Origin of the sequence: Ochrobactrum sp. Q0168, from assembly GCF_016427605.1 — a bacterium.
Taxonomy (GTDB): Bacteria; Pseudomonadota; Alphaproteobacteria; order Rhizobiales; family Rhizobiaceae; genus Brucella.
This window is the reverse complement of sequence record NZ_JAELXQ010000017.1, coordinates 55,774-71,072: the sequence shown is the minus strand read 5'-3', so window position 1 is coordinate 71,072 and position 15,299 is coordinate 55,774. Positions and strand designations below refer to the sequence as shown.

Genomic DNA, 15,299 nt, shown 5'->3' with positions numbered 1-15,299 from the left:
GCAATCTCGGCCACTGCTATCGTTGGTGAATTACGCCTGCTGGAACGTTACGAAGGATGGATCGTCCTTGAAAAGATTACTCACTGTTCTTCTCGTCGTTGCAATTGTTGTTGTTGCCGGGATCGTCTGGTTCGTGAACCACACGCCATCATCACCCTTCGACAATGTGGAAGCCCGCTCGGCGTCTACGCCTGAACTGCTGGCGCGTGGCGAAATGGTCGCGCGTCAGGCTGACTGCGTCGCCTGTCACAGCACGCCGGAAAGCAAGCCCTTTGCCGGGGGGCTGGAAATGGGCACTCCGCTCGGTTCGATCTTTGCGACCAATATTACGCCTGACAAGGAAACGGGGATTGGCAATTATTCGCTGGCCGATTTCGATCGGGCCGTGCGGCACGGCGTGACGCCCGCGGGCCATCGCCTCTACCCGGCAATGCCTTACCCTTCCTACGTAAAGATGACCGATGAAGACATCAAGGCGCTTTATGCCTTCTTCATGCAAAGTGTGCAGCCTATCAACCAGCCCAACATAGCGAGCGGCATCGACTGGCCGTTGAATATGCGCTGGCCGCTGGCGCTGTGGAACGCCATCTTCGTCGAACCCGGTGTCTATGCCCAGAAACCGGACCAGAACGAGCAATGGAATCGTGGCGCCTATCTCGTACAGGCAGCAGGTCATTGCGGGGCCTGCCATACGCCTCGCAGTGTGACAATGAATGAGAAGGCCATGGACGAAACCAGCGCCGTCTTCCTGTCAGGCGCTTTGCTCGACGGCTGGTATGCACCAAGCCTGCGCCAGGATCACAACACCGGTCTCGGTCGCTGGAGCGAGGACGATATCTTTCAGTTCCTCAAGAACGGCCGCAATCAACATGCAGTCGTTTTCGGCTCGATGACCGAGGCCTACAACAATTCGCTTCAATTCATGACTGACGAGGACCTGCAGGCGATCAGCCATTATCTCAAGTCGCTTCCTGGCGATCCGTCGCGGGACGGTCAGCCCTGGCAATATGTTCAGACACCCGCCGACCGCAGTCGGCCAGGTGCTCAGACCTTTGCCGCCAAATGCAGCTTCTGCCATGGTCCGGATGGCCGCGGGCAGAACCAGTGGATTCCGCCGCTCGCTGGCGCGGCGTCATCGCTGACCTCCGAAAACGCCTCACAGATCAATGTAACGCTCAACGGATCAGGCCGTGTCGTGGCAAACGGCATTCCGGACGCTTATCGGATGCCACCCTATCGGGCGCAACTATCCGATAAGGAAATCGCCGATGTTCTGTCCTATGTCCGTTCGGCCTGGGGCAATCACGGCGGACCTGTCAGTACGGATGAGGTCAAAGCCTTGCGCGAACACACCGATCCGGCAAGCAGCAATCCGATTGTTTTGCAGATGCGTTAGGTGGAGAGCAGTTATGCATCGATCTTATCGTTGGCTTACCAGACCTGGCACAATACCCCTTGTAACGTCGCCCAACACGGTCTCGTCCGCAATCGCCAATGATGGAAGCGCGCATGTGCTTCTCTCCTCCCGTTGCTTGCCATGAACGCGCCAGATATTTCTAGGTTCTGTACCGCAGACCTTCAAAGCGCATTCCTCAGTGATCGCCCCGTCGATGTCATGAGGTTTCTGGTTGATGGGCTAAAAGAAGGTCATCGTTGCGCACTCGTGATGCTGACCGACATTATCGATGGGGCGTCACGTCCGCTTGGCGCGCTCATGGCGGTCCGGGATGACGGTCAATATTGCGGTTTTGTCTCCGGAGGCTGTGTCGAAGCGGCCGTGGCGCGGGAGGCACTTCTGGCGCTTGACCAGGACCAGGACCGATCCTGCCGGTTTGGTAAAGGATCACCGTATTTCGACCTGGTCCTGCCATGCGGCGGCGGTATCGGTTTGACAATTCATGTTCTGCGAGATGCCTCCCCCATCCAGAAGCTTCTGGATGCGAAAGCAAATCGACTGCCCGGCCTGCTCAATTATAATTCAGGCGATGCAACCCTGTCCTTTCAGTTCGGGACAGCCCGCACCGGTTGGATAGACGATATTTTTGTCTCAGCGCACAGGGCCGAACCACGTCTATTGGTGTCAGGGCAGAGCATGGAAAGCCGTCTTTTGATCGCCCTGGCAAAATCTACACAACTCGACGTTCTCGAAATAGATTCCCAGTCAATTCGTGCATTGCCGATAGATGCCGAAAGCGCCATCATTCTGCTTCAGCACGATATCGAAAAGGAATTACCGATACTGAGATATGCGTTGGCGTCACCAGCTTTCTTTATCGGTTGTCTCGGCAGCCGCAGGACCCACGACCGGCGAACCGCGATCCTCTTGGAGGAAGGCTATTCGATGCAGCAATTGCGCCGCATACACGCCCCGATCGGTCTGTTCGGCCCGGCGCGCGAGGCCAGAGCCGTCGCCGTTTCCGTTCTCGCACAGATTTTTTCCATCCTTGAAGCCAGGCGGGCATAGATTGTTCGATGGATCCAGTCGGTGAGCAGCTCGAACCCAGCGTCAGCCGTCATGCGGCGACTGCACTGATTGTCCTCGGCGCAGGCTTAGGCTCCCGGTTTGGTGCAAAAGACAAACTTGCCGCCCAGCTCGGCGGCATACCACTGGCGCACCATATCCTGCCCGCTCTTCAACCATTTAGCTGAAGCAGCGAAATTCTCGTTTGCAGGAGTCAATCCAACTGGGCGAAAGCCTTTGCCGATGATGGTTTTACGATCATACGAAACGATCAGCCAAACAAGGGTATGCACGGCTCGCTGAAGATGGCAGTGGACCAACTGACAGATTCCAGACTGGCCATGATCTGTCTCGCCGATATGCCGTTCGTAACGCGGGACAATATCGAGCGACTATTACTGCTCGCCCATTCATCAAATGGCCAAGCGGTTGCCTCCCGGGCCGAAGAATATCGGGGCCCTGCGGCCATATTCCCGGTAGCCGCGTTAAGGCAGCTGCGTGGTTTTGGTGAGGGCGGCGCGCGTTCATTGTTGATCAACGCGCTGTTCGTGGATTGCCCACTGAGCCAATTGCTTGACGTCGACACCACCACCGCCTTGAGCGTTGCTGAAAACATCAAAGAAAATCAGCGGCGATGATGCGAATTGATCAGTCTCACCCACGGAACAAGAGACGAAGAGCAACCCCGACCGTACAAAGAACGACAAGAGCGCTCACGAGGAAAACTGCCCCAAGTCCACTATGGCCGGCAATCCATCCAAGCGATGGGCTACCGATTGCCATAGCGACGTCAAGGAAAGCGGTGTAAATGCCCATCGCGAGGCCTCGATTTTCCGGCGAAGTTCCACGCACTGCTTCAACGCCCAGACCAGGATAGACGAGTGAGTAGCCAAAGCCCGAAATGGCTGCACCGGCGGTGGCAGCAATTGCACCATGGGCAAGCCAGATCAGGATTAGCCCGCCTGCCAGAACGAGAACAAAAATCAGAGCGACCTTCGCGCCACCGAATTTATCGGGTAAATGACCAGCAATCAGGCGCGCGACGATCAGTGCAACACCAAATGCAGTGAACGCCAGCCAGATCGGATGCCAGTTCTGTTGAAAATAAAACAGAGAACTGAACGCCAGGATTGCACAATAACCAATACTTGCAGTGGCGGCACCGAGCCCTGGCAACCAAACCGAGCCGACAACGGATTTCAGAGCAAATTGCGTCTTGTTGGGTAGAGGCGCGACTGCCGGCATTGGTAGAACTGCAATCAGCACCAGAAGAGGAAGTACGGTCGTCACGAAGGCAATAGAGGCGAAACCGTAGGAATTGAACATCATGGATCCGAAGGGGCCGCCGAAAGCCATGGCCGCGAACATCGCTGTTCCAACCCATGCAATCACCTTGCCTGCATGTTCCTTGTCAACAATACCAAGGCCCCAACTGACACCGCCAGTAATAATGAAGCTTTCCGCACCGCCGAGGACCGCACGGCCAACGAGCAGGATCGATACTGAGGCAACCGGAACACGAATGAACACAATGGAAACGAGATAGAGTAATCCAGAAATGCTGGCTGCAATCAAGCCTGCAACAACACCGGACTTGGCACCGTACCTGTCGGCAAAGGACCCCGCCCATACACGCGTTAAAAGCGACGCGGCGAACTGGGCACCAGCAACCAGTCCAATAACGAAGGTTCCAAACCTGAGATCGTCATGAACATGGAGCGGCAAAACAGGAAGCGCCAGTCCAATAATCAAGAACCCGGCAAGTACCGCGGCCATGATCGGTATAAGCGCAATCACAACAGAATTTCCAGGTGCCGGAGCGTAAAAAGCTTTAGACATATCAGTCTGCTCTCTTCATCTGATCAATGGTGAAAATGAAATCCTGATCCACCTGGCTCTGATGACAACTCATGCAGCGTTGGCCGTTCTCGGTCATGTTTGGAGACCGATCGGGCGCAAACTCGCGAAACTCCCAATCACCGGCGCGGATATTTTCCGGATGGGCACTACCCCATCCCGCCTGCTTTTCCATGACGACATAGCGGTGGAGTTGCCCGCCCCGATAATCTTCCATCATGATAACGGTCCCATTGGGCATCGGCTGCCCGGCCTCCGCCGCCGTGATGGCTTCGAGGTTCGCGAAGATTTCTTCGCGAATCCCGCCGCGATTGACGGTCGCGTAATGCACCCCGTCTTTATAATTCTCCGGAAACTGAACGCGATCATTGGCAGCCCATGCCTGCCACACGACAACCATACCGACGGCGGTCAAAACAAGAACAGATGTAAGACTGAGCCTTTTCGCTTGTACCATTGAGCCCTCCCCCTCAATACGCCTGCGCGGTCGGCCGGAAGAGGATTTCATTCACGTCCACTTCCTCCGGCTGGCTCATGGCGAAAGCAACCATGCCAGCGAACGAACTGGCCGGAACGGCGTTTTCATAGGTCTTGCGCATGTTCTCGGCGATCACCGGATCAGTGATCGTGTTGAGCAGATCGGTCGCGACCGCGCCGGGCGAAATGATCGTCGTGCGAATGTTGTAGGGCTTCACCTCCTGGCGCAGCCCTTCGGAGATAATCCTGACGGCGTGCTTGGTGGCGGCATAGACAACACCGCCCGGTCCAACCTTGTGGCCGGCGACAGACGACACGTTGATGATGTGTCCGCTCTTTTGGTTCTGCATGTGCGGTAACGCTGCCGCGATGCCGTAGAGGACGCCTTTGATATTCACGTCTATCATCTGATTCCAATCCCCGATCTTCAAGAGATCGAGGCGGGAACTCGGCATCAGGCCGGCATTGTTCAGTATAACGTCAACACGCCCATGCTTCTCGACGGCTCGGTCCACCAGCCGCTTGACCTGTTCGCGGTCGGTCACGTCCGTCTGGACAACGGCGTCGTCGGCGAGCTTCAGTTCCCGGGCGAGCGTGCGCAGGCGATCGATGCGACGAGCGCCGAGGATCAGTCTTGCACCATCCTCGGCGAGACGGCAGGCTGTGGCTTCACCGAGACCGCCGCTTGCGCCGGTAATCACGACGACTTTGTTTTCGATACCGTGTGTCATGGGATTATCCTTGTCTGCGGTCCCGGCCCTTCGCTTGGGACCGCTATTTCTGTGGGCGCTTCTCAAAAACGGTTCGAACCACGGACGACGCCGAAAAGGCGTTCGGCCAGCCCGCGTAGTAGGCAAGATGGCTGACCATCTCGGCCGCTTCCTCGCGCTTGAGGCCGTTGTCCATCGCCTTGTTCAGATGAAATGGTGCTTGTTCGACGTGACCGTTCGCAATGAGTGCGCTGACCGTAACCAGGCTGCGATCACGAGGCGCGAGGCCGGGCCTTAGCCACAAATCCTTGAACAACACGTCCGCCGTATCGCGCACAAGACCGGGTGAAGCAGGCCCTGTCGTTTCTTCCACCCGTGCGGCTCGGGTAGCCTCCGCCTTTTCATCGAGTGGAAGCAGTTCGACCGATGCTTTGGGAAGCTGGTCGGGACCGATGCCGCGCTCGGCAAACACGTCTTTTGTAATCGCGGTGGCGGCGATGGCGTTGCCCCACCCTGCATAAAAAGCCAGATGGGTGATGATCTCGGAAATCTCAGAGGGCTTCACGCCATTGTCGAGGGCGAGCCGCAACTGCTCGGGAAGCAATACCGTTTGATTGCGGGCGATGACGGCCGTAACAGTGATGATGCTGCGGTCGCGCGGCGTGAGGCCGGGACGTTTCCAAAGGCCGTTGGCCAGCGTATCCGTCGCATAATGCTCAAGGACTGGAGAAACGGCCTGCACGTCCTCGCGAGACAGGCCGCCGGTCTGCGAACCCGTCTGCGCTACAGCGTCAAAAGACCCCATGGAAAGCGCCAGGGCAAGAATAGTGGAAGTTTTCATGATATGGTCTTTCACCCTCCGTTAGCGGTACTGCTCTTCGGAAACAGGCTCCAGCCAATCGACGTTCTCTCCGTCCTGCAGATAGGTCATGGCGATGTGCGCCATCGGGCTCGTCGTGGTGGCGCCATGCCAGTGTTTGATTCCTGCTGCGAAGAACACGACATCGCCAGCATTCACGGTGCGACGCTCATGACCTTCCTCTTGGACCCAACCCTGCCCGGACGTGATGAACAGTAATTGTCCGGCAGGATGCGTATGCCAGGTGGTACGAGCACCGGGTGCAAAGGTCACAAGACCGGCATTAGCCCGTGTCGTGTCGTTCGGCGGTAACAGCGGCGTGATAATGACATGACCGGTGAAGTTGTCGGGCGTTTTGCCAATCACTGACGGCGACGCCCCGTTCGGACGGATTTCAATACCTTCAGCACCAGCTGACACTGCGCCAATTGTACTCATCGCTGCTGCAGCAATAACATTTTTCATGATCAATTCTCCTGTTTCAAGCTTCAACCGATCCAACAAACTGTTTGTCGAGCGACGTGCATTGCTTGCAAACAGAATATAATTCGGCACAGACTGTGCGATTAGATGCTAAAATCTGATTGGACCAATAAGGATAGCTTCTGAATGCCTGGAGAAAACTTGAACGATCTGGCTGCCTTTATGATCGTAGCCGAAGAGCGGAATTTTACACGGGCCGCCAAACGTCTCGGTGTCTCGCAATCGGCGCTGAGCCAAACAGTGCGTGTTCTCGAGGCTCGACTTGGCATACGTCTTCTAACCCGCACCACGCGCCGGGTCGAACCAACGCAGGCGGGAGAAAGGCTCATTCAATCGATCGGCCCGCGCATTGCCGAGATTCACCAGGAACTTGATTCGCTCAGCGAATTACGGGAAAAGCCGTCGGGAACAATCCGATTGACAGCGACAGAAAACGCCGCAGAAGCTATTCTTTTGCCAGCGGTTGCCAAACTGGTCACCCAATATCCGGATATCAGAGTTGAAATCGTTACCGATTATGGTCTCACAGATATAGTGGGTGAGCGTTTCGATGCTGGCGTCAGGCCAGGTGAGACGATCGCGAAAGACATGATCGCTGTCCCCGTTGGACCTGATCTACGAATGGCTGTAGCCGGATCACCTGGATATTTTGAGAAACGATCAATTCCAAAGAGCCCTCAGGAACTTACGGGACATAATTGCATCAATCTGCGCCTGCCCATTCACGGTGGACTTTATGCCTGGGAATTTGAAAAGAAAGGCCGGGTGCTGAATGTCCGTGTCGATGGACAGTTGGTGTTCAATACGTCCAGCCTTATGCTCAAAGCCGCCGCTGAAGGATGCGGCCTTGTCTACCTGACCGAAGGACAGCTTGGACCATATCTCGCCGACGGACGTCTTACCCGTGTCTTGAGCGATTGGTGTGAACCCTTCCCGGGCTATCACCTCTATTACCCCAGCCGTAGACAACCAACTCAAGCCTTTACGCTTCTCGTTGAGGCGCTTCGGTATAGAAAAAAATGAGACAGCTGACCAACAGTGGTTGCGGTGGAGCCTCAAGCTGACAAATTTGATTGCCAGTCAAGATCGACGAATTGCCCGCCGCTTAATCGTTGGCGAAAAATCTGAAACGCCGCCAAGCATTGATAACAATTCGGCATTAGGTGACCGAAATATTTATATTGGAATTATATTAAAAGCTGCTGTTGACTGAGTTCTATAAGGTCACGGAGATGATCGCTCGGGGGGAGAGGAGAATCGAACTGTTCTCCGTTCCTTCGGTTTCCGCCAACAAATAGTAGCAGCTTGCGTGTTGCTTTCCTCAAGTGAAAACCGAATTGATGACTAACGTAAATGAAACTCTCGAAACCGACATCGTTATCGTAGGTGCAGGTTCAGCGGGATGCACCCTGGCTGGCCGATTGACCGAGGATGGTCAAACTGCGGTTACTATCCTTGAAGCCGGTGGAAAGGACTGGAATCCATGGATTCACATCCCCATCGGTTATGGCAAGACGATTGTCCATCCCCGCCTCAACTGGCGTTTTGAGACCGAAGCAAGCGCCGAAATCGGCAATCGGCGGATGTACTGGCCGCGTGGTAAGGTGCTAGGCGGCTCCTCATCGATCAATGGACTTCTCTATATCCGAGGCCAAGCGCAGGATTATGACCACTGGCGACAGCTCGGCAATACTGGCTGGTCTTATGATGATGTCCTGCCCTATTTCCGAAAGGCGGAGAACCATGAAAATGGTGGCGACACCTACCATGGTAGTGACGGCCCTTTGCGCGTTTCCAACCTCAAGGAGCGCAACCCTCTTTGCGATGCTTTCATCAAGAGCGCAGTCGAAGCTGGTATTCCGGCTAATGACGATTTTAATGGCGCAACTCAGGAAGGAGTGGGCTACTACCACACAACGACCCGCAATGCGCGTCGTTGTTCGGCATCTGTTGCCTATCTCAAGCCAGCGATGAAACGTCAAAATTTGCGCGTGATTACCAAGGCCGAAACCCAGAGGATCGTATTCGAGGGCAAACGAGCCGTCGGCGTTATCTTCGAGCGGGGCGGCAAGCAGATATTTGTTCGTGCCAGGCGCGAAGTCGTCATAAGCGCTGGATCGATCAATTCACCAAAATTACTTCTTCTTTCAGGGATCGGGCCTGCCGCGCAACTGAGACAGCTCGGCATTGACGTTGTACATGATCTTCCGGGAGTGGGAGAAAACCTGCAGGATCATTACGGTGCACTCGTGACCTATAAGAGCCGCCTGCCCGTAACGGTCAACGATATCATGATGAGCCCGGCGAAACAGTTGCAGGTCGGCCTTCAATATCTACTCTTCCGCACCGGCCCATTGACGATTTCGGCCGCGCAGGTTGGCGCATTTGCGAAATCCGATCAGCGTCTGGAGACGCCCGACATTCAGTTTCTGTTCCAGACCTTCAGCCACGATGAGTATGATGATGGCCTGCACAAGTTCTCGGGCTTTGCCAATGCTGTCTGTCCGGTGCGACCAGAAAGCCGAGGCACCTTGAAACTACGCTCGGCCAATCCCAAAGATACGCCATTGATGCAGCCCAACTATCTTTCATCGGAAAACGACCGCAAGGTACTGGTCGAAGCTATCAAGCTGTCGCGCAAAGTGGCTGAGAAAGCCGCAATTGCAGCCGTTATAGAAGCCGAATATGCACCCGGCAAGGCGGTCCAGTCGGATGACGAAATACTGTCTTATGCGCGCCAGACCGGCCTTTCGATCGCACATCAAGTTGGAACATGCAAGATGGGGCAGGATTCAATGGCTGTGGTGGACGCCTCATTGAAAGTGCAAGGTATCGAAGGTTTGCGGGTAGTCGATGCTTCCATCATGCCGACGCTGATTTCAGGCAACACCAACGCGCCAACTATTATGATTGCGGAAAAGGCCGCCGACATGATCCGCATGTCTGGAACCTGACCTGATCACATATCTTATATCCATCCGGTTCCGAGCGCGAAATTAAAATTCGGATAAAGCGGGAACACACTGGGCCGGACTAGTGGGAGAGTATCCGTGCTCAACGGACAAATCTTTGATTACATCATTGTCGGCGCTGGCTCTGCCGGATGCGTTTTAGCTGCGCGGCTAAGCGAAGATCCCAAATCAAGTGTGCTTCTGATGGAAGCTGGCGGAAAGGACTCAAGCTTCTGGATTCACATTCCAGTGGGCTACGGCAAGACCATTGTCGATCCCAAGGTCAACTGGAAGTTCGAGACAGAACCAAATCCTGCGCTCGGCGGTCGAAAAGTGTACTGGCCGCGCGGTCGTGTACTCGGTGGCTCATCCTCCATCAACGGTCTGATCTACATTCGGGGGCAGGCAGAGGATTATGATCACTGGCGGCAACTCGGGAACCCTGGATGGTCCTATGAGGACGTGCTGCCCTATTTTCGCAAGGCAGAAGATCAGGAGAATGGTTCCGACCAATATCACGGTACAGGCGGCCCCCTTGCCGTCACCAATCTCACAGAGCGCAATCCCCTTTGCGACGCTTTCATCGGATCGGCCAGTTCACAAGGCATACCGCGGAACGACGATTTTAATGGCGCGCGACAAGAAGGCGCCGGTTATTTTCAGGCAACCGTAAAGAACGGTCGCCGCGCCTCCGCCGCAACCTCCTATCTCAAACCGGCAATGGGTCGCGCCAATCTTCATGTCGCAACCGAAGCGCAAGCCGAACATATCCTGTTTGACGGCCGCCGGGCATGTGGCGTCCGCTTGCGTCATCGCGGCACGTCTGTCAAGGTCAAGGCGGCCCGCGAGGTCATTCTCGCTGCAGGCTCGATCAAGTCGCCTCAAATTTTGATGGTTTCGGGCGTCGGCGATGCCGAAGCGCTCGCGCGGCACGGCATTCAGTCAGTTCACCACCTCCCCGGCGTCGGTAAGAACCTTCAGGATCACTATGGCGGTCAAATCACCTGGAAGTGCAATCGTCCGATCACGATGAACGACGTCATGATGAGCCGGTTCAAGCAGGCGCAGGTTGGACTAAAATGGCTTTTGACCCGCAAGGGACCGCTTTCGGTTCCCGCCGGGCAAGCAGGATTGTTTACGAAAGTGCTGCAGGAATCAGCATCGCCTGACTTGCAGTTTCTGTTTCAGACTTTCTCCGGTGGATATTATGAGGACGGTCTGTTCAAGTTCTCCGGCTTTGCAAATTTCCTTTGCCCGGTACGACCGGCCAGCCGCGGCGAGATCACGCTCCGCTCCGCTGACGCCTTTGATCAGCCAAAGCTCGCACCCAATTATTTTTCCGACGAACGGGATCGGCGCATTGCGATCGAAGGTTTGAAGCTCGCGCGACGCATGGCCGCCAGCAAACCGCTTGCTGATTTTGTCATTGAAGAACATTTACCGGGATCGGCGACGGCAACCGACAACGAGATTGAGGATTATCTCGTTAAAAACGGCGGCTGCGTCTCACATCAGGTTGGCACCTGCAAAATGGGCACGGATGCGATGGCTGTCGTGGACCCCGAACTGAAAGTCAACGGTATCGAGCGTCTTCGCGTGGTCGACGCCTCGATCATGCCAACTCTGATATCGGGCAACACAAACGCTCCCACGATCATGATCGGCGAAAAGGCAGCAGATCTCATCAAGAGGCAATCGGCATGAGGGATTTGACTGCACCAACAGCCGAACGGAGGACAAGAGGATGGATGGCAATGTGATCGTCCGGCTCGAGGGAATATCCAAGACGTTCCCGGGAGTTCGCGCACTCAGCAAAGTCGATCTGACAGTTCGAGCTGGCGAAGTTCATGCCCTGACCGGCGAAAATGGCTCCGGTAAGTCGACACTTTCCAAAGTGATCGCCGGCCTTATTCAACCTGATGAAGGCAAGATCATCGTTGCTGGCGAGGAGTGCCGGATCGAGAGCCCGGTTCAGGCATTGCGCAAGGGCATTGTGATGATCAGCCAGGAGCTGACCCTCGCACAAACCCTCACGGTCGCCGAAAATATCTTTCTCGGCAGACTACCACGAACTCGTTTGGGCTTCATCGACTGGCCCCAGTTGGAAACAGATGCGCTTGCTGCTCTCGCGCGCCTCGGCGTTCATGTCTCACCGCGTGCGATCGTTTCTGAACTGAGTGTCGAGCTTCGTCAGGAGATCGAGATTGCCCGCGCCCTGTCCTCCAATGCCCGGTTGCTCATTCTTGACGAGGCGACCAGCTCGCTATCGGAAGCCGCCACGGAACGTCTGCTCAATCTCGTGCGGCAAGAGCGGGATGCCGGTATGGCTATCTTGATGATAACACACCGCATGCCAGAAATTTACGCAGTGTCTTCTGTCGCAACCGTGTTGCGCGACGGCACACTCGTGGCAACGGTTCCGCTTCCCGATACGCGCGAAACCGACCTTGTCCGATTGATGGTTGGTCGAGAGATCAAGGATTTCTATGGCAAACGCATGATAGATACCGGCGAAACCGTTCTCCAAATCGACAACCTGCATACGCCCAAAGGTGTCCTGAAGCAAACGTCGCTTGCGGTCAACCGTGGCGAGATCATGGGCATCGCTGGCCTTGTGGGATCGGGCAAATCCGAATTTGGCATGGCCCTTGGTGGCGCAATTGCCAGCGCTGGCACCGTCAGGGTCGCGGGACACAACGTTCGGTTGGGTGATCCACGCAAGGCCATCGCCGCCGGTATTGGTTATGTACCGGATGACCGTAAAGCATCTGCGCTCCTTCTTGTACGCAGTGTGCTCGAAAATTTCTCCCTTGCCTGGATGGATAGGCTCTGTCCGTTTGGTTTGCTTAATAGCCGCAGGGAGCGCAAAGATGTTGGCGATGCGATCAGGAAATACCGTGTGGCCACTTCGTCGTCCGCCACTGCGATATCTACCCTTTCCGGTGGCAATCAGCAGAAGGTGATACTCGGCCGCACCTTCGTTCGCAAACCGGATGTGCTCGTGCTGAGCGAGCCCACGCGGGGCATAGATGTCGGCGCAAAAAGCGAGATTTATCGGATGTTGCAAGACGCAGCCGAAGCCGGTGCAGCGGTGATCGTGATTTCATCTGAACTACCGGAACTTCTCGGAATTTGTGACCGGATTGCCGTCTTTTTCGAAGGCGAGCTGCAACAGGAATTCGACCGTGACGAAGCCACCGAACAGGCCATCGCGCATGTCGCCGTTGCGGGTGTCGCCAGATATGAATATCCGACCCAACTATCCGGAGCACCCCAATGACACTCACCCAACTGGAAAAGCAGACTGCGACCGCACGCTTTACGCCCGCGCCATCCCTGATCGTCCGTATTTTTCAAAACAGATATGCCGGCGCATTGGTCGCCCTTGTCATCGTCAGTATTTTAATGACACTCACGCAGCCAGTGTTCCTCACCTGGCCCAACCTGATGAACATAGTTAAATCCAACAGCGTCATCTTCGTGCTGGCGCTGGGTGCAACTTACGTCGTTATATCGGGCAGCGTTGATTTGTCTGTTGCAAGTGCAGCAGCCGCGACCGCAATGATCTTCGGCCTGCTACTTCTCGCAGGCACTTCAGCTCCTATTGCGATCCTGATGGCGTTGGCTTTTGGCGCACTGCTTGGCGCGATTAACGGCATGCTTGTTGCCTATTTCAAGATATCCTTCTTCGTTGTCACCCTTGGCACGCTTTCGATGTTTCAGAGCTTTGCTCTGATCATCAATGAAGGCACGAGCGTGAGTGTATTTTCCAGCGCCGGATTTAAGCCACTCAACACCTTCGTCAATGGCAGCATTGGTCCGTTCCCGATCATCCTTATTTTTGATTTAGCACTGCTATTGATCGCTGGCGGTATTCTCAAGTTTACAGCTTTCGGTCGTGCACTTTATGCAATCGGAGCGAATGCCGAAGCTGCACGCCTGAACGGAATTAACGTCAAGCGCGTTGTGCTGATCGTCTTCATCATTGCAGGTTTGATGGCTGGCTTGGGAAGTATCGTTCAGGTTGGACGGCTGACATCGGCAGCGGCAGAAGTCGACCCGACACTGTTGATGACTGTGCTTGCCGCCGTTCTGATTGGGGGAACAGCATTCACCGGTGGAGAAGGCGGCGTATTCGGCACAATGGTAGGCGTTCTGTTCCTCGGCGTGGTACAGAACGGCCTGACACTGAGTGGCGTCTCGTCCTTCTGGCAGGGCATGGTAAGCGGCGCCATTCTCATACTAGCGGTCTGGCTTGGTGGTTTGCGGGAGATACTCCGTCGCCGACGTCAATCGACGATCGAGTGAGGGCGTTGGAACAGCCCGGGCTGCTAAACGTTAAACGGTGTATTCTATAGAATGTTCGATGCGGTCAGGTGCGGTTAGTCAAACTCCGCGACCTGACCGATCACAAAACGTTATTTACTCGGCGATTGGAAAACTGGTCAGCGAATAGCCGCGCTCGGGACCGTTCTTCCAACTGTCTATGTTCTCATAAGTGAACAGCTTTGCCGCCACGATGATTTCCTTTTGCGGCGCACTTGCATCAGCCATAGCGCGCTCCATGGCGACGGCAACGGCAAAACCGGTCGCGTAGGAGTCCGGGTCCCAGGTTCCGGTCAGGCGGCCTTCCTTAATGGCAGTGATAGCATCCGGGTCGCCATTGATACCGAACACCATGATACCGTCTTCGTCCTTGCCATCATAAATCGACTTGCCACTTGCCAGTGCAGAAGCGGAAATACCGAGCGCACTTGCATCGTTGTAAGCCCAGAAAACGTCGGTATCCGGAAAACGTAGCAGCTCGTCGGAAGCAAGGCTCGCGGCATTTGCTGTTGAATCCTTGGTGTTGTCCACCTGGTCTATGACATCAAGGCCAGCTGCTTTGGCGGCGGCGGTGAAGCATTTGACGTTGTTGACGATGGCTTCAACCGGCGGCCCCCCGAACACCACGACCTTGGCACCGGGTTTGCGCTTGGCGATCCAGGCGGCCTGCTGGTCATAAGCGCCGCCAGCCTTGCAGACATTGGTCTGCCACCAGACAGTGTTGGCGACACCTTCACCAACGGAGTTCAGGCCGATCACCGGCACCCCCTGCGATTTGGCGCGGTCATAGGCTCCCGCAACCGCATTCGCGTCGAGCGACCATGAGCCGATTGCTTTGGCACCCATCGTGAGAAGCGTATCGACATGCGAGACCTGGCGGTCGGCGGAGAGACCTGCATCGAGTACACGATAGGTCCAACCTTTTTCCTTCGCAGCTTCCTCAATTGCAGCATTGATCATCTGCTGGCCCGGCTGTGCCGTGATCGGCGAAACATAGCCAACCAGATTCTGTGCCTGCGCGCTGGCGACGGACGCCAGCATAATTGCGGTGAAGGCGATCCTTAGTTTTTTCATGGTCATGAACTCCCCTTTCTTATGTTTGGTCGAAGCATCGCTTTGTGCAAAGCCCGCATCTCGCCTGATCACATGCAAAACTGAAATTCCCCTGGGCATCC

The 15,299-nt window shown here is 55.5% G+C and carries 13 protein-coding genes and 1 pseudogene; 8 read left to right on the top strand and 6 right to left on the bottom strand.

The features are described 5' to 3' along the window. Positions 1–67 precede the first annotated feature (67 nt). From JAU75_RS20410 to JAU75_RS20395, 3 genes and pseudogenes are all read left to right on the top strand, one after another. Positions 68–1,396: a cytochrome c gene (locus JAU75_RS20410; RefSeq protein WP_199058334.1), complete on the top strand. Its 1,329-nt coding sequence runs from the start codon at positions 68–70 to the stop codon at positions 1,394–1,396. A 141-nt stretch (positions 1,397–1,537) separates the two neighbouring features. Further along, positions 1,538–2,464 carry an XdhC family protein gene (locus tag JAU75_RS20405; RefSeq protein WP_199058333.1) on the top strand — a complete coding sequence of 309 codons (927 nt, stop codon included), beginning with the start codon at positions 1,538–1,540 and terminating at the stop codon, positions 2,462–2,464. Positions 2,465–2,472: 8 nt separating this feature from the next. Further along, positions 2,473–3,099 (top strand): annotated as a pseudogene (locus JAU75_RS20395) (NTP transferase domain-containing protein). 16 nt (positions 3,100–3,115) lie between these two features. Here JAU75_RS20395 and JAU75_RS20390 read toward each other — a convergent pair. From JAU75_RS20390 to JAU75_RS20370, 5 genes are read right to left on the bottom strand one after another with little or no spacing between them, the layout of a single operon-like run. After that, positions 3,116–4,300, bottom strand: coding sequence for an arabinose transporter (locus JAU75_RS20390; protein WP_199058331.1), 1,185 nt, complete (start codon positions 4,298–4,300; stop codon positions 3,116–3,118). Position 4,301: 1 nt separating this feature from the next. Then, complete coding sequence (locus tag JAU75_RS20385; protein ID WP_199058330.1) at positions 4,302–4,775, bottom strand: cytochrome P460 family protein; 474 nt, start codon at positions 4,773–4,775, stop codon at positions 4,302–4,304. A 13-nt stretch (positions 4,776–4,788) separates the two neighbouring features. After that, positions 4,789–5,526, bottom strand: a complete 738-nt coding sequence (locus JAU75_RS20380) for an SDR family oxidoreductase (protein ID WP_199058328.1) — start codon at positions 5,524–5,526, stop codon at positions 4,789–4,791. Between the two features lie 43 nt (positions 5,527–5,569). Beyond that, the gene (locus JAU75_RS20375) at positions 5,570–6,346 is read right to left on the bottom strand and encodes a carboxymuconolactone decarboxylase family protein (RefSeq protein ID WP_199058327.1); all 777 of its coding nucleotides are present in this window, start codon (positions 6,344–6,346) and stop codon (positions 5,570–5,572) included. Positions 6,347–6,367: 21 nt separating this feature from the next. Continuing rightward, the gene (locus JAU75_RS20370; protein ID WP_199058325.1) at positions 6,368–6,829 is read right to left on the bottom strand and encodes a cupin domain-containing protein; all 462 of its coding nucleotides are present in this window, start codon (positions 6,827–6,829) and stop codon (positions 6,368–6,370) included. A 144-nt stretch (positions 6,830–6,973) separates the two neighbouring features. On the opposite strand from JAU75_RS20370, the gene JAU75_RS20365 reads away from it, so the two are divergent. The 5 genes from JAU75_RS20365 (at position 6,974) to JAU75_RS20345 (ending at position 14,106) form a co-directional block, all read left to right on the top strand. After that, positions 6,974–7,870, top strand: a complete 897-nt coding sequence (locus JAU75_RS20365; RefSeq protein WP_199058323.1) for a LysR family transcriptional regulator — start codon at positions 6,974–6,976, stop codon at positions 7,868–7,870. A 317-nt stretch (positions 7,871–8,187) separates the two neighbouring features. Further along, a complete protein-coding gene (locus JAU75_RS20360) occupies positions 8,188–9,801 on the top strand; it encodes a GMC family oxidoreductase (RefSeq protein ID WP_171319533.1) in 1,614 nt (537 codons plus the stop codon). 96 nt (positions 9,802–9,897) lie between these two features. Next, a complete protein-coding gene (locus tag JAU75_RS20355; RefSeq protein ID WP_199058321.1) occupies positions 9,898–11,502 on the top strand; it encodes a choline dehydrogenase in 1,605 nt (534 codons plus the stop codon). 40 nt (positions 11,503–11,542) lie between these two features. Next, a complete protein-coding gene (locus tag JAU75_RS20350) occupies positions 11,543–13,078 on the top strand; it encodes a sugar ABC transporter ATP-binding protein (protein ID WP_199058319.1) in 1,536 nt (511 codons plus the stop codon). Beyond that, entirely contained in the window at positions 13,075–14,106 is a 1,032-nt protein-coding gene (locus JAU75_RS20345) for an ABC transporter permease (RefSeq protein ID WP_199058317.1), read from the top strand. The genes JAU75_RS20350 and JAU75_RS20345 overlap by 4 nt, the downstream gene beginning before the upstream one ends. A 114-nt stretch (positions 14,107–14,220) precedes the next feature. On the opposite strand, the gene JAU75_RS20340 is transcribed toward JAU75_RS20345, so the two are convergent. Further along, positions 14,221–15,198: a sugar ABC transporter substrate-binding protein gene (locus JAU75_RS20340; protein WP_199058315.1), complete on the bottom strand. Its 978-nt coding sequence runs from the start codon at positions 15,196–15,198 to the stop codon at positions 14,221–14,223. Positions 15,199–15,299 lie beyond the last annotated feature (101 nt).

Coding starts and splice junctions, on each gene's coding strand:
- JAU75_RS20370 (WP_199058325.1), bottom strand. CDS start 6,829: ATGAAAAATGTTATTGCTGCAGCAGCGATGAGTACAATTGGCGCAGTG.
- JAU75_RS20390 (WP_199058331.1), bottom strand. CDS start 4,300: ATGTCTAAAGCTTTTTACGCTCCGGCACCTGGAAATTCTGTTGTGATT.
- JAU75_RS20350 (WP_199058319.1), top strand. CDS start 11,543: ATGGATGGCAATGTGATCGTCCGGCTCGAGGGAATATCCAAGACGTTC.
- JAU75_RS20380 (WP_199058328.1), bottom strand. CDS start 5,526: ATGACACACGGTATCGAAAACAAAGTCGTCGTGATTACCGGCGCAAGC.
- JAU75_RS20365 (WP_199058323.1), top strand. CDS start 6,974: ATGCCTGGAGAAAACTTGAACGATCTGGCTGCCTTTATGATCGTAGCC.
- JAU75_RS20385 (WP_199058330.1), bottom strand. CDS start 4,775: ATGGTACAAGCGAAAAGGCTCAGTCTTACATCTGTTCTTGTTTTGACC.
- JAU75_RS20345 (WP_199058317.1), top strand. CDS start 13,075: ATGACACTCACCCAACTGGAAAAGCAGACTGCGACCGCACGCTTTACG.
- JAU75_RS20405 (WP_199058333.1), top strand. CDS start 1,538: ATGAACGCGCCAGATATTTCTAGGTTCTGTACCGCAGACCTTCAAAGC.
- JAU75_RS20340 (WP_199058315.1), bottom strand. CDS start 15,198: ATGAAAAAACTAAGGATCGCCTTCACCGCAATTATGCTGGCGTCCGTC.
- JAU75_RS20375 (WP_199058327.1), bottom strand. CDS start 6,346: ATGAAAACTTCCACTATTCTTGCCCTGGCGCTTTCCATGGGGTCTTTT.
- JAU75_RS20360 (WP_171319533.1), top strand. CDS start 8,188: ATGACTAACGTAAATGAAACTCTCGAAACCGACATCGTTATCGTAGGT.